This is a genomic window from Spirosoma terrae (assembly GCF_010435915.1).
GTDB lineage: Bacteria > Bacteroidota > Bacteroidia > Cytophagales > Spirosomataceae > Spirosoma > Spirosoma terrae.
The window spans coordinates 1-577 of sequence record NZ_JAAFZH010000051.1 but is presented as its reverse complement, the minus strand read 5'-3'; the positions used below and the strand labels follow the sequence as shown (position 1 = coordinate 577).

Annotated in this window: 1 protein-coding gene; it reads left to right on the top strand. The window is 57.0% G+C overall.

The window, feature by feature from the left end; translation table 11 throughout:
* Window positions 1-577: putative Ig domain-containing protein (locus tag GK108_RS31010; RefSeq protein WP_246225302.1), on the top strand; the 577-nt coding region annotated here is incomplete at both ends.

Here is a 577-nt window from a genome sequence, read left to right as displayed (position 1 = left end):
GTAACGGTAACGGCCACGGATCCGGGTAGTTTGACGGCCAGCACCAGCTTTGCCATTACGGTGAGCCCTGTGTCGAGCACCACCAATCCGGGTGGTACGTTTGCTATCACGGGGGTAACGCCGGTAAGCTGTGTGACGATCTCTGCCGGACAACGTAACGTAACGTTTACGCCAGTTTATACCGGTACCAACGGCAGCGCTATTACCTTCTCGGTGGTGAATGAAACCGTACCGACGACCAACGCTGGTCCCTACACGCTACGGCTGTACACCGATAATCCGGTCATTACCTTGAAGGCGGAGCAGTCGGGTGTGGTATCGACCTATAGCTACAACTGGTTGGCTTCCTGTGGCACGACGCCACCAACCAACACGGCTCCAACGGTAGCCAATGCGGTTGGTCCACAAAGTGCCACGGTTGGTCAGGGGTATACCCTGTCGCTGGCTAACACCTTCACCGATGCCGAAACACCGTCAGCGTTGACGCTGAGTGTCAGCAGCCTGCCAGCGGGATTGAGTTTCACGGCTCCGGCCACCATTTCGGGTACACCTTCGACAACGGTTGGTTCGCCGTTTA